We start from the raw sequence: 14,566 nt of genomic DNA, 5'->3' as shown, positions 1-14,566 counted from the left end.
CTTTATTTTAAATTAAATTTTAATTTAACATCTACCGGCTTTAATGTAATTAACGGATTTATTTTTATGCTATCCTTATTTGAAGTTATATTGAATTTTTTCACAATGGTTTTAACCGCTAAAATCATTTCATACATTGCAAAACCATTGCCAATACACAACCTAGGTCCTGCTCCAAATGGCATATAATAGGGTAAAATTTCTTTCCTGTTTTCCTCTAAAAAACGTTCAGGAATATAAGTTTCAGGATTATTCCAGTATTTTTTATTACGATGCAGTTCGTAGATTGAAATACCTATCATGGTTCCTTTTTTTAAGTGATAATCTTCTATACTATCATCTTCAATATTTACCCTATCTGTTATCCACGCTGGTGGATACAATCGTAAACTTTCTTCAATAGCACATTTAGTATAATTTAACTGAGAAATGGTTTCCAATGGCGATAAACTACTAAGACTTGTTTTATTAATTTCATCTTCCACTTTACGCAACACCTCCTTGTTTTCTGCTAGTAATTTTAAAGTAAATGTTAATGCATTTGCCGTAGTTTCATGCCCCGCAACAAACAAAATTAGAATTTCATCTATTAATTGTTGATTACTCATGGTGGTGCCATCTTCATACTGCACATGCAGAAGCATATCTAATAAATCGTTGTGTGATACGTTTGATTTGCGCCTATCTACTATTATTGAATTTATAATACGCCTACTTTCTTTTACCAACTTCATGTGATAACTAATATCTCCCTTTAAATAATACCAAAGCTTTTTATAAGGCATGCGTAATTCTTTCACAATAAACAGTTGAAGTTTTTCAATTATAAATTGTAATCTTTCTAAAACCTCTTTTTCTGCTGAGAAATTAAATAATGACTTGGCCACAACCTTAAAAGCTAGCTCATTCATTATGGGATATAAATCTACTAAGCTGTTTGGTTCTATTTTATCGACTTGTTTTTCAATCGTATTGTTAATGATTGAAACCAAATCGTTAATTTTCTCTTTATGGAATGCTGGTTGAATTAACCGGCGCTGTTTTAACCAATAATCGCCACTTGAGGTTAACAAGCCATAGCCTACATATTTAGATAAATAAGTGATTTGAATTTTTGATTTACGATAAGATCTATGCTGTTTTTGAAGGACATGTTTTGTAAAATTTACATCGCGTGTTAAAACCACATATCCATAAAATGGTGATTTTATAGCAAATGTTTCTCCAACCTCATTAAACCATTTGTTATGAAAAACAATAGGGTTTTGGGCCATAGAATTTGCGTTTAACAAAAACTTATAAAAAGGCACTTTATTTGGATATGTATATTTTGACATCTATAACCTCACTTAAAAAACCTAAAGTAGTTCTTTACTTTAAAAATACGGCTTTTATGTACCACTAAAAAACAAAAAAACCGAAGCATATAAGCTTCGGTTTTTGTTTTACAAGAATAATGGTATATATAAATTACATACAGCCCATATCAATAGATGATTGAGAATCTGCATTAATAACACAATTTCCACTAGGTAAACTTTCTGGTTGATAACGTTTTAAATTTGGATCGTAAAGTGAGTTTTCAACAAATAAAGTAAGTAAATCAATTTCATCTTCTGTTAAATTTAAAGGCACAAACTGCTCTGATAAATTACTTAATGGCACCTCATTATTTTCTGCTACGGCATTGTTTTTATAGTTTATTACATCGCGTACCGATTTTAAACTACCACCATGTCCAAAAAATCCAACATCCAACAAATTATATAATTGAGGTGTTTTAAACTTATAATTATCATTACTATTACCCGTAAAGCCACCACGTCCTTTTTTAGTAGCCTCATCAATTACGGTCAAAACATTTTCGCCTGCCAAATCATTCATACCTAATGCATGAAATTCCATCCCGTTAAGTCCAGGTCCTGAATGGCAGCTATAACATTGTCCTTTGTCAAAAAACAGCAACGCTCCTTTTAATTCATCAGTACTCATAGCCGATTCATCACCATTTAACCATTTTTGGAAGGGTGCCTCGTTAGATAATACTGTTCTTTCGTAAGCAGCAATAGCTAAACCTGCGTATAGCTTACTAAAACATTCTTCTTGAGGAACATCAGGAAAGGCTGCAATAAATAATTCTTTATATTTAGTATTAACTACAAAGTCTGATTTAATTACCATTCGGTGAACATCTAAACCAGCTATAGCTTGAGTTTCAACGCCCTCAAAACCTAAATTATTAACTTCTTTTGGAGTACCTGCTGTCCAATTTGCTTCGGTTCCTGCATTAGTTCCTACACCACCAAATTGACCGTTCCATAACATAACATCTTGGTATGCGCTATTTATTACTGATGGGCTTCGTATAGGTTGCACATCTATTTCTGTTTCAACATAGTTTGACGCTTTTATACGTCCTTCACCATGTGCACCAAAACCAAAACCACCTTCTCCTATACCTTGCAATATTCCGCTTTGGAATCCGGCTGCTGCATGATGACAACTAGCACAAGAATATGTATCCTTACCTTCTGGTTTAGTAGGGTTTTCTCCTAACATGGTTTCATGAAAAAGAAATTTACCCAAAGCTACTTTTGCTTCTGTAATACTGTTTTTTGCATCGCTAGGAATACCTGAATAATCGTTTGAAGCTGGAAGTATTAAAGATTCTTTAGATCCAAATAATTCATCTAGGCGTTCTTCTAGAATAGACTGAGAAGGTCTTTCTATATAATCATCATGGTCCGTTGCACAAGAGTTTAAAAAACAGGTAACTATTGCTATGAGACTATAGAGCTTTAAATTTTTCATAATTAAAAAGTGAGGTTACAATTTACGAGGTAAATGTATATCCTTAACCTATAAAACCTTACAAAAATTAGCTGAAAAACCTATAAAATAGTTGTATTGTTAAAATTTCGTTAAAACGCAAATTTCATCTATAAAAAACCTCCTTTTCATCTAGGTTTCAAGCATTTTACAGCACTAATAGTTAAAACAAACCGCCTTGAGTGGGTCCTTTTATTTTCCCAAGGTGTTTATATGCTTGTTCTGTTACTTCTCTGCCTCTAGGTGTGCGCATAATGAAACCTTGTTGTATTAAAAACGGCTCGTAAACTTCCTCTATAGTTTCTGAACTTTCGCTTACTGCAGTTGCAATAGTAGAAATACCAACCGGACCGCCTTTAAACTTTTCGATAATAGTGGTTAATATTTTATTATCCATTTCATCTAAACCATGGGCGTCGACATTTAATGCCTCTAAAGCATATTTTGCTATTTTAATATCGATACTTCCATTACCTTTTATTTGAGCGAAATCGCGAACACGACGTAATAATGCATTTGCAATACGAGGAGTACCACGACTACGCCCTGCAATTTCTATAGCCGCCTCCATTGAAATTGGTACGTCTAAAATAGTAGCACTTCGTTGTACAATGGTGGTTAATAAATCGGTTTTATAATATTGTAATCTGCTTTGAATGCCAAAACGTGCGCGCATGGGCGCAGTTAATAGCCCTGATCGAGTTGTAGCTCCTATTAAAGTAAAGGGATTTAAATTTATTTGAACCGTTCTTGCATTTGGGCCTGTTTCAATCATGATATCGATTTTATAATCCTCCATGGCCGAATACAGGTATTCTTCAACTATAGGGCTTAATCTATGGATTTCATCGATAAATAAAACATCGCGTTCTTCGAGATTAGTAAGTAACCCTGCTAAATCTCCTGGTTTATCCAGAACTGGACCAGAAGTTACTTTAATACCAACTTCTAGCTCGTTAGCTAATATATGTGCTAATGTTGTTTTCCCTAAACCTGGAGGACCGTGGAACAACGTATGATCCAAGGCTTCTGTTCTTAAATTAGCGGCTTGAACAAATATTTGAAGATTTTCCAATACTTGATCCTGACCCGTAAAATCATCAAAGGATAAGGGTCTTAATTTTTTTTCTACATCAAATTCTTCTGGCGAAAAATTTTCGTCTGTTGGATCTAGGTTTTCATTCATTTTTTTAGTGTGACATAATCCGATTAATCGATCGGATTTTTAAAACATTTAAAGGGGTAAAACATTGGAGGCTTTTAAAATATATACAAGGACAAGAACAAATACAGCACTTAAACCTAGAACACCCTCCCAGTGATAGATACTCCAAAGCTCTCTTCTATTTGGTTTTCTACCTTTTAATTTTTTAAACCGATTGAAGGCTATTTTATGGATAATGTAACCAACTAACACAAACAAAACTAATGCAGCAATATAATACACCATACCCTTATCAATTTAACATGATAAAAATAAGCAAAACAAATGACTTACTCGGAAACTTACGCATCACAAAATAATCTTAAAAATTATTATATACAGTTTTTTTTAAACAAAAAAAGGCCTTTCCAAAACAGGAAAGGCCTTTTTTTGTTTATTTAAATTCTTCAATCTATTCCTTAATAATTCTTTTTGTAAATGTTCCTTGGTTAGTTTTCAATTTCAACAGATACAATCCAATATTAATACTAGAAAAATCAATCATATTAATACCTTTTACTTCTATATTTCTTATCGCTTTCCCTAAAACGTCATAGATTACTGCTTCTTGAATTTGTAAGTTTGTTGAGTTTACAAATAACTTATTATTAACAGGATTTGGATATATATTTATTGAATTTTTTAATAACGAATCATCAACTCTTAGAGTATTTTCGGCTGTAAAATTTAAAGTTTGAGAGTTATTATTTAATGAAACAGGTATTTCTCCATCTGCATCAGTTATGGCGCCAGGAGCTATATGAATATATAAATCTACACCGGTAATTAAATTACTAGTTGGGTTTATGGTAAGCACAGACCCAGAAACATTGGTAATAACTACGTCTATGGTTTCTACCACACTATTATCATTTACTCTTCTTATTTCTATATTTCCAGTTCCTTTGTTAATACTTTCATTAAAAATAATTTCAATGTTTTCTGAGGAATCAAATCCTGTTGAATCATCAACAGGCATACTAGACATAATCGTTGGAGGCGCATTATTATTACTAAATATAGCTGCATCGGTATCTATACCTTTTGGAGTATCTACAATATCTTGATCATCATCATTATCATAGTCTATTATAAAAAAGTTTTCGGGGTTAATTATTGACAAACCTATTGTTGTTCCAGTTTCAACTGCAAAACTTCCACTTCCATCATTTCTTAATAAATGCCATGCAGTATTTGCAGAGTTAATCGATATAATATCCTCATCTCCATCAACATCATAATCAATAGAGAAACTTGTTCTCGTATCCCCTATCTCAAAATTAGTATCTACTGAACTTAAAGGAGAAGTTCCTCCTGCCGTTAATTCAACGAATGTACCACCATCGTTTCTAAATATTGCTGCTTGTGTATTTGTGCCTTTTACTGGATCAATGATATCTTGGTCGCCATCATTATCGTAATCCATCACGAAAAAATTAGCAGTATTAGCTATTGATAACCCTATTGTTGTACCTGTTTCAACAATAAAGCTACCAGTTCCATCATTTCTTAATAAATGCCAAGCACTAATAGCTGAATTAATCGATATAATGTCCTCATCTCCATCAACATCATAGTCAATAGAGAAACTTGTACTAATACCTCCTACTTCAAAATTAGTATCTAATGAACTTAAAGGAGAAGTTCCTCCTGCTGTTAGTTCAACAAATGTACCTCCATCGTTCCTAAATATTGCTGCTTGTGTATCTGCTCCTTTTACTGGGTCAATGATATCTTGATCGCCATCATTATCGTAATCCATTACAATAAAATTCACGGGATTCGCTATGGATAAACCTATTGTTGTACCCGTTTCAACTGCAAAACTTCCAGTTCCATCATTCCGTAATAAATGCCAAGCATTATTAGAAGCATTAATTGATATAATATCGTCATCTCCATCAGCATCATAATCTATAGAGAAACTAGTTCTAGTATCTCCTATCTCAAAATTAGTGTCTACCGAACTTAAAGGAGAAGTTCCTCCTGCTGTTAGTTCAGTGTAATTTTGTGCATTTATTAAAAAAGGAAATACTATTAGTAGTAATAAAAATGTAATTTTTTTCATTGTTGGGTAGTCTTTGATTAACATGTAGGCTTATTATTATCAAATATATGTGTTATTTCATAACAAAACAACACGTTATCGTAATTAAATATTATTTCAACGATAATTTAGCGTATAAATAAAGAAAAGCCTTTCAGTTCTAAGTATGTTAGAAAGAAAGGCTTTTAAGGATTTAGGTTAGTATTTTAATTATTTCAAAATTGTAAATTCACAACGCCTGTTAATATCATATTCTCTATCGTCGCAAATGCCTTCTTTAACACACTCATTAAGTGGTTGCATTTCACCATAACCAATACTTTTTAAACGGCTTCTTTCAATACCTTGGCTTACTAAATATTCTAGCGTTGAAGCTGCACGTTTTTTAGATAAGTTTAAATTGTACTCATCTGGTCCACGAGCATCAGTATGCGCAGAAACCTCTACTTCCATACTTGGATATTTCTTCATTAAATCTACTAATACTTGTAAAGTATTTGCTGCATCCTCACGAATTATAGCCGCATCAAAATCGAAGAAAATCTTATCTAAATTAACTTGAACATCGCCTTTATTATTTTCCTTAACACGTTCTTCAGCATCGGCAAAAGACTCTAACGTTAAGTAAATATCGTGTTGTACTTTACCTTTACTATCTGTTGAGAACTCAACATCCTGAGGAATATAGGCTTTTTGCGTACCGCGCACTTTATACTTTTTATTTGGTTCTATTTTAAAGATATAATAAGCATCATCTCCAACAATAGCATCTTGAATAACCGTATCAGATTCATCAAATAAAGTTACCAATGCACCTTTAAGTAATGCTTTGCTGTTTAAATCTTGCACAACACCTTCAACTTGATATTTAGTTAATGGGTTTTCTACTCTTGAAAAGCCAAATACTCTATCGTATCCTGATTTATTTGAAGACACATAACCTTTGTTATCTTTTTCTCTAATAACATAAGCAAAGTCGTCTAAATTACTATTTATAGAACTCCCTAAGTTTACTGGTTTATCGAATGTATCATTAACTAAGTTACTTCTAAACACATCTAGACCACCAAAACCTAAATGACCAATAGAAGAAAAATACAGCACATTAAACTCGCTAATAAAAGGAAACTGTTCTCTGTGTTTCGTATTTATAGTATCTCCTAAATTTTCTGGTTCTCCGTAAGTTCCATCATCATTAATGGCTACTTTATAAATATCGAAACTACCGTAAGTACCTGGCATATCACTAGCAAAATAAAGTGTTTTTTCATCTTTACTTAAAGCAGGATGCTCTGTACTATATGAGTTTGATGTAAATGGTAATGGAGTAACATTAGTCCATTCTCCATTTACTAATTCTGCTCTATAAATTTTAATGTGTGCAATACGCTCTTCATCCGTTTTTTTACGTGTAGTATTGGTTCTATTAAAATACATCGTTTTACCATCTTTAGTAAAAACAGGGCTACTTTCGTGCGAACTTGTATTAATAGCTTCCGAAAATGGTTGAATATCTTCTAAAACATTCTGATTCGTTAACGTAGCACTATAAATATCTAAATAAGGTATATTATTCCATGTATAATTCGGGTTTTCTGAGTTACGGCCAGAAGCAAATGCTACTTTATTATCGCCGTAAAAAGATAATCCAAAATCGCTACTTGAATTTTTATTTTCAATTTGCTTCAATTTGAAGTTATGCGGTGTTGTTTTATCGGTTTGCTCAATAAGGGCTAAGGTATTAATAGGCTTATTATAATACATTTTTAAGTGCTTATCTGCTTCTTTGTATTCCTTAACACCTTTTAAGGCTTGTGCAAATCTAAAATGATAATCAATATCAATAGAATCGCCATATTCAACAAATAATTCTCTGTATGTTTTAACAGCCTTTTGCAAACTTGTATTGTAATAATAACTATCTGCTAAATTTTGAAGTACTGTTTGATTACGCTCTTTGGTTTCATAAATTTCGGCAGCGTCTTTGTAAGCTCTCATTTCAAAAAGCTTATTAACGCGCTTTAAATTTTTCTTTTGCGCATGAGCCAGTCCACTAACTAATAAAAGGCCTGCAAGTATGTATGTATATTTTTTCATGTTTTCCTAGTATTAAATGTTAGAAGAATCTTGGTGAACGATCGTATCCGCTTTTAAATCCGAATAAATCAACATCAAACAAAATGAATATTTCGTGAGATCCAGAATTAAAGTCTCCTAGATTAGACGTTGTATAATCGTAAGCATACCCTACTTTAAGCTCTGGTGTAATTCTGAAATTTACTAGAGCACTCATAGCATCGCCTAAACGATATCCTAAACCAGCCTCTAATTTTTCGTTAATTAACACATTAGCCGTAACATCAATAGCCATTGGAGCGCCTTTTACGCCTCTAGCCATAAATGCTGGTTTTAGTTTTAAATCTTTATTAAGATCGAAAACATATCCACCGGTTAAAAAGTAGTGTACATTTTGAACACCTGTAGCTGCAATACCATTTTCATTTTCTAAGTGTTTTGTTGAAAGCATATTTGGTGCCGATAAACCTAAATAATAAGAATCGGTAAAAAAGAAAGCTCCAATACCTAGATTGGGAAAGGCTTTACTAATGTTTTCATCGAATGCCTCATCGGAACTTGATCCTCCAGACTGTAATTGAAAGCCGTTAAAATTCGTATCAAAAAGCGTTACACCGGCTTTTACACCAAATGATAATTTACTTTCTAATCCTACCGGTAACACATACGCTACATCTGCATAAATGTTATTTTCGTTTACGACATCGCCAATATTATCGTTGGTGAAAGAGATTCCCATCTCTATTTTATCGTTTATAGGTGTGTGGGCAAAAAAGCTTCCTGTTTTTGGAGCGCCTTCTAGTCCTACCCATTGTGTTCGGTACAATCCTCCTAAATTTAAAATCCCTTCTTCTGCTGTAGCATAGGCAGGATTAATAACACTCATGTTATACATGTAATGTGTAAACTGAGGATCTTGTTGTGCGTTACCTTGAAAAGACAGTATAATTATACTTAACAAAGCAGCTATTCTATGATATATATTTAAATGTTTCATGTTCTTAAATTTTGCTTTTTGTATAAATTATCTGCTTAAGTATAAACGTCCTTGTTCTGGTTTATTTTCACCATCGTTATAATTGAAAATGTAGAAATACACACCTACTGGTAAATCACCTTTTGATACGACTCTACCTTGATTAGACGTACCGTCGAATCTTGGTGAATTAGCGTTTCCTTTATAAACCACGTTTCCGTTTCGGTTAAAAATTTCTATTTCGAAATTAGGATATAGAATAGCTAAGTTATCGATATCGAAAGTATCGTTAGTGCCATCCCCATTAGGAGAGAACCCATCTGGAATTTGAAGTTTACCACAAGCCGTTAAATCTGGTGTTACCTGTAAACGCACACTACTTTCACATCCGGTTGCAGCATCTACTAACGCAACATAATATGTAGTATTAGTTAAGGATGAGTTATTTGAAATTGCTGATCCGCCTGTTGCGGCATCATACCATCTTAGATTATCATCTGTATTGTCATACTCTGTAATATTATCCGATAGTGTATTAATAGTAGGATTATCATTTATACAATATTCTAAAGTTGAATCCTTTAAAGTTGGTGTAGGTGCGTCGTTAATGGTTACATTAATTTGCTCGACACCTAAAGACTCACAATCATTGCTTGTTTGTGTTACATAATAATCTTCGCCATCGACTAAGCTATCTGTATCTTGTAATGGAATCGTAAGTGCCATATCATCATACCAATTAGCCGTTCCTGTTGTGCTAATACTAGCAAATAAATCTGCAACTGTTGGATTGTCTTCCAAACAGAATTCTGGATTTGGATCTAGAACATTAACTGCCGGCGTATCAGTAACTGTTACTACTATTTCTGCTGTAGCATCTGGAGAACATGGTATAACCGCTGTTACAGTATAAATATATGTGCCAGAAGTATCTACAGCAGGATCAAAAATACCTGTAGTACTTGTTAGTTCTGGTGACCATACACCGCCGCTTTGTGCACCTGTTCCTAATAAAGTAAATAAATCGATAGAATCAGAACTAGTACAGATATCTAGAGTATTGTTTTCTCCTGCATTTGGAGCTAAGGTTACTTCTACTTCAACTTGATTTGTAAACGTACCACAACTGTTAGTAAGGGTGTAAATAAAAGTGCCATCTACATCAACTAAAGGATCAAAAACACCTGTTCCGCTTGTTAATGCTGGAGACCATGTTCCGCCTGTATCGGCACCACCTAAAAGCGTAAATAAATCGACTGTTCCTTCATTACTACACATAACCTGCTGAATGTTTGTGTTTGAACCCGCATTTAAAGGCTTTTCAATAGTAATAGTTATTGTTACACTATCATCTACACAAGGAGAAGAAGCGCTTACTAAATACGTATAATTGTATGTACCTGCAGAAACACCTGTAACATCTAAGGTATTACCAGTTATAGTACCAGCACTATCATCATTTTGCCAAGTCCCTGTAGTATCTTGAGTGCCATCTAATCCTGTAAATAAATCAATACTTGTATTATCGTTACAAGATATAATTGCCGTTGCATTTGCAGCGCCTGCGTTTGGTGACTGATAGATGGTTGCTGTTACTGCTGTTCTAATTGTAGACTCACATCCTGTTGTAGCATCGGTTTGACTCGCATAGTACATTTGTCCGTCTATTAAAGCAGTATCATTAGCTAAAAGGTTACCCGCTGTAGCTGCATCATACCATTTAATGTTTGTACCCGTAGCCACTAGACTAGCTACTGTAGCGCTATCACAAAATTCTTGAATAGCATCTGCCGTAGGAGCTTCAATAGTATTAATAATAATACTTACAGTAACTAACTCATCATCACAACTTCCAATTGCATCAACATCAAAAGTAAATTTATAGGTACCAGCAGCAAGTCCATCTAATGTTACTTCGTTTCCGCTTAAAGCGCCCGAAGCACTATCATCTGCCCATGTCCCTGTTTGATCTTCGCCTTCTAATAAGTCAAATAAATTATAGGTTTGCCCTGAAGTAATTTCTGAAATACAAAATTCTACTGGTGTATTTACGGTTCCAGATTCCGGAGCATCGGTTACAATTACTGTTACCGTTGAACTGTTTTCACAGTTGTTTGCATCTGTTATAGTATAAGTAAAGTTATAACTACCAATAGCTAATGCTGTTAAATCTGCATTGCTTGAAGTTAAAGCGCCAGAAGCATTATCGTCTGTCCATGTTCCGCCTGCATCTTCTCCGGTTAATTGTCCGAATAAATCTAAAGGTGAATTTGCTACTAAATCATTTTCACAAAATGTAGCTGGCATTGGTGTTCCTGTTTCTGGTAATGGGTTGATTGTTATTTGAACTGTTACCAACTCATCATCACAACTTCCTATAGCATCTACATCGAATGTAAAGTTATAGGTTGCTGGTGTTAATCCTGATAAGTCAACTATATTTCCTGTTACAACTCCTGTTGCATCATCATCACTCCATGTTCCTGTTTGGTCTTCTCCTTCTAATAAGGTAAATAAATCGAAACTTGAAGATCCTGTACCTTCACAAAACGCTGCTGCTGGGTTTACCGTTCCTGATTCTGGAGCATCGGTTACAATTACTGTTACCGTTGAACTGTTTTCACAGCTATTTGCATCTGTTATAGTATAAGTAAAGTTATAACTACCAATTGCCAATGCTGTTAAATCTACATTGCTTGATTTTAAAGCGCCAGAAGCATTATCGTCTGTCCATGTTCCACCTGCATCTTCTCCGGTTAATTGTCCGAATAAATCTAAAGGTGAATTTGCTACTAAATCATTTTCACAAAATGTAGCTGGCATTGGTGTTCCTGTTTCTGGTAATGCGTTGATGGTTATTTGAACTGTTACCAACTCATCATCACAACTTCCTATGGCATCAACATCGAAGGTAAAGTTATAGGTTGCTGGGGTTAATCCAGATAAATCTACCTCATTACCTATTACAACTCCTGTTCCATCATCATCACTCCATGTTCCTGTTTGATCTTCACCTTCTAATAAAGTAAATAAATCGAAATTTGTAGAACCGGTACCTTCACAAAACATTGCTGCTGGATTTACGGTTCCAGATTCTGGAGCATCAGTTACAATTACTGTTACCGTTGAACTGTTTTCACAGCTGTTTCCATCTGTTATAGTATAAGTAAAGTTATAACTACCAATTGCCAATGCTGTTAAATCTACATTACTTGCAGCTAAAGCGCCAGAAGCATTATCGTCTGTCCATGTTCCACCTGCATCTTCTCCGGTTAATTGTCCGAATAAATCTAAAGGTGAATTTGCTACTAAATCATTTTCACAAAATGTAGCTGGCATTGGTGTTCCTGTTTCTGGTAATGCGTTGATGGTTATTTGAACTGTTACCAACTCATCATCACAACTTCCTATGGCATCAACATCGAAGGTAAAGTTATAGGTTGCTGGGGTTAATCCAGATAAATCTACCTCATTACCTATTACAACTCCTGTTCCATCATCATCACTCCATGTTCCTGTTTGATCTTCACCTTCTAATAAAGTAAATAAATCGAAATTTGTAGAACCGGTACCTTCACAAAACATTGCTGCTGGATTTACCGTTCCAGATTCTGGAGCAGGTTCGATAGTAATTGTAATAATTTCAGTATCAGAACATGTACCATTATCTATAGTATAATTAAAAGAATAAGGACTTCCTTCTACAGTTAAAGAAGTAATATCTAAACTGTTTGAAATTGTATTACTATTAGAATCCGCCCAAGTACCACTATTATTATCTTGCGAACCATCTAAAGCATCAAATAAATTATATGGTGAATTTGTCGTTAAATCATTTTCACAAAACACAGCGTTTAAAGCAACTCCTGCATTCGGATCCTCTAATACAACAATTTGTACAGTTGTAGAATTTTCTGGACACGGGTTTGGAGATACATTTTGAGTATATGTATAATTATATGTTCCTGCTGTTAACTCAGATAAATCTACTAGAGAGGTTACTACAGGGTCTGTACTTGCAGTTCCTACCGTCCATTGCCCACCTAAATCATGATTTTCTACTAATGAAAACAAATCGAATTCTGAAGGTAAATCTGCTATACAAAATGAAGCTGGGTTTGCTGTTGAAGCATTACCAGAACTTAAAGATTCGTAAACCGAAATGGTCACTTCCGATACGCCATCAGGACAAACACCATTACTTGGTACTGTATAAATGAATATATAATCGCCAGGTGTAGTTAAGCCAGAAATATTAATGGTTCCTAAATGTCCATTAGATGTTGCTTGTGGTCCAGACCATGAACCTGTCGTGTCCTTAGCCCCACCCAATTCATCAAATAAATTAAAATCTGCTACCGGTAAGCTATCATTACAATATGCTAAACTACTAGATATTCCAGGATTAACTTGATCATCAATAGCCACAGTCACAGCTACAGGATCGCTAACACAAATAAAATTATCAACTTGTATGTAATAAGTTCCGTTTTCCAAAACCTCAGTTGAAGATAACGAAGGTGCAATAGGATCTCCAGAACCATCTAAATTTTTATACCAGTAGAAGTTACCTGTCGTTCCCGCGTCTAAATCGGCAATAGTAGCATTTGCATCAGAACAGAAAGGTTGGCTAGTAGGTGGAGTAGCTTCACTAGGAGAACCACTAACAACTATTCTAGCACTTTCTATTTGACTTTTACAACCGCTACCATCAACAAATAATATATAATGGTTTACCATACTACTTGGTATCGCATCACTAAAATTAACACTATTGGTTAAAGCAAAATCCGAATAAATCTCTACAGATCCACCAGCAGGAATACTAGCACTTAAAACATCGTCAACATACACTTGATAGCTTGCGCTCTCGTTACTACAATAAACACGATCTAAGTTTTGCCCTGAAGCATTAACAACAAAATCTATAGTTATTGGTAATCTGCTAGCACAATCACCAGAGAGGTTATCGGCATAGTAAATTCCTTCATCTACTAGTTCGTTAACATTAAAGGCATTTCCACCGGTAGGTGAATCGTACCATACAATACCATCACCACCATCGGAGGCGTTAGCATTTAAATCACCGAAAGAATAACCAGCGGCATCACAAATAGGAGGTGGTGAGGGGTTAGTAACTGTCGGGCATTGAGAAAATCCTGAATAAGACATCCCAAATAACAACAAGAAAAATAACGCATAAGAAAGCGTAATTTTTGGAGTAGGTTTGGTTTTCATAGTTTGAAATTTAAAATCGAATAAACAATACAATCGTTATAAATATATTAACATCACTGTAAGAAACAGATTAATGTCACATCTACAATATCGTGCAATTTAACAGATTTTTTTGTATTTCGTCGAATTTTTACAATAAATTTTACTTTTCTGTAAAAAAAAGTCAATTCAAAAGAAAACCCACCTTAAAAAGGTG

General features: G+C 34.2%; 7 protein-coding genes. All 7 read right to left on the bottom strand.

The window, feature by feature from the left end; genetic code table 11:
- Window positions 1-2 precede the first annotated feature (2 nt).
- The gene (locus tag AAFN75_RS08360) at window positions 3-1,337 is read right to left on the bottom strand and encodes a cytochrome P450 (RefSeq protein WP_411809124.1); all 1,335 of its coding nucleotides are present in this window, start codon (window positions 1,335-1,337) and stop codon (window positions 3-5) included.
- A 133-nt stretch (window positions 1,338-1,470) separates the two neighbouring features.
- A complete protein-coding gene (locus AAFN75_RS08355) occupies window positions 1,471-2,811 on the bottom strand; it encodes a cytochrome-c peroxidase (protein WP_411809123.1) in 1,341 nt (446 codons plus the stop codon).
- A 181-nt stretch (window positions 2,812-2,992) separates the two neighbouring features.
- Entirely contained in the window at window positions 2,993-4,015 is a 1,023-nt protein-coding gene (ruvB, locus tag AAFN75_RS08350) for a Holliday junction branch migration DNA helicase RuvB (RefSeq protein ID WP_411809122.1), read from the bottom strand.
- A 430-nt stretch (window positions 4,016-4,445) separates the two neighbouring features.
- A complete protein-coding gene (locus tag AAFN75_RS08345) occupies window positions 4,446-6,101 on the bottom strand; it encodes an FG-GAP-like repeat-containing protein (protein ID WP_411809121.1) in 1,656 nt (551 codons plus the stop codon).
- 189 nt (window positions 6,102-6,290) lie between these two features.
- Window positions 6,291-8,177: an OmpA family protein gene (locus AAFN75_RS08340; protein ID WP_411809120.1), complete on the bottom strand. Its 1,887-nt coding sequence runs from the start codon at window positions 8,175-8,177 to the stop codon at window positions 6,291-6,293.
- 19 nt (window positions 8,178-8,196) lie between these two features.
- Entirely contained in the window at window positions 8,197-9,153 is a 957-nt protein-coding gene (locus AAFN75_RS08335) for a type IX secretion system membrane protein PorP/SprF (RefSeq protein ID WP_411809119.1), read from the bottom strand.
- Window positions 9,154-9,180: 27 nt separating this feature from the next.
- On the bottom strand, window positions 9,181-14,370 hold the full coding sequence (locus AAFN75_RS08330; protein WP_411809118.1) for a gliding motility-associated C-terminal domain-containing protein: 5,190 nt from the start codon (window positions 14,368-14,370) through the stop codon (window positions 9,181-9,183).
- Window positions 14,371-14,566 lie beyond the last annotated feature (196 nt).

Source organism: Algibacter sp. AS12 (assembly GCF_046736315.1).
GTDB classification, from domain to species: Bacteria; Bacteroidota; Bacteroidia; order Flavobacteriales; family Flavobacteriaceae; genus Algibacter_B; species Algibacter_B amylolyticus.
This window is presented reverse-complemented; position numbering and strand designations above follow the sequence as displayed.

Excerpts from the sequence above, each read along its gene's own strand:
- AAFN75_RS08335 (WP_411809119.1), bottom strand. The coding sequence starts at position 9,153 with ATGAAACATTTAAATATATATCATAGAATAGCTGCTTTGTTAAGTATA.
- AAFN75_RS08355 (WP_411809123.1), bottom strand. The coding sequence starts at position 2,811 with ATGAAAAATTTAAAGCTCTATAGTCTCATAGCAATAGTTACCTGTTTT.
- AAFN75_RS08360 (WP_411809124.1), bottom strand. The coding sequence starts at position 1,337 with ATGTCAAAATATACATATCCAAATAAAGTGCCTTTTTATAAGTTTTTG.
- AAFN75_RS08340 (WP_411809120.1), bottom strand. The coding sequence starts at position 8,177 with ATGAAAAAATATACATACATACTTGCAGGCCTTTTATTAGTTAGTGGA.
- AAFN75_RS08345 (WP_411809121.1), bottom strand. The coding sequence starts at position 6,101 with ATGAAAAAAATTACATTTTTATTACTACTAATAGTATTTCCTTTTTTA.
- AAFN75_RS08330 (WP_411809118.1), bottom strand. The coding sequence starts at position 14,370 with ATGAAAACCAAACCTACTCCAAAAATTACGCTTTCTTATGCGTTATTT.
- ruvB (WP_411809122.1), bottom strand. The coding sequence starts at position 4,015 with ATGAATGAAAACCTAGATCCAACAGACGAAAATTTTTCGCCAGAAGAA.